Origin of the sequence: Pleomorphomonas sp. T1.2MG-36 (genome assembly GCF_950100655.1) — a bacterium.
Classification (GTDB): Bacteria; Pseudomonadota; Alphaproteobacteria; order Rhizobiales; family Pleomorphomonadaceae; genus Pleomorphomonas.
Genome location: NZ_CATNLY010000037.1, coordinates 1 through 255 on the forward strand (window position 1 = coordinate 1; position 255 = coordinate 255).

At 51.4% G+C, this 255-nt stretch carries 1 rRNA gene; it reads right to left on the reverse strand.

From position 1 onward, the window contains the following. Nucleotides 1-68, reverse strand: a 16S ribosomal RNA gene (locus QQZ18_RS17570); the annotation flags it as partial. Nucleotides 69-255 lie beyond the last annotated feature (187 nt).

Consider the following 255-nt stretch of genomic DNA (forward strand, 5'->3'; position numbering starts at 1 on the left):
CGTTCGACTTGCATGTGTTAAGCCTGCCGCCAGCGTTCGTTCTGAGCCAGGATCAAACTCTCATGTTCAAGAGTTCTTTCCCGAATTCACAAGTTCACTTGACGAGGTCCATTCCAATCCTACCCTCTCGGGCAAGACCAAAACGGTCCTTATTCAAGAAACGTAAACCCGGTTCTTTAGCTCTTCTTGGTACGACCCTATCCCGAAGGACAGATCCCGTACCGACGAGCCCTAAGCGCCGGCCACGTTTCTCTT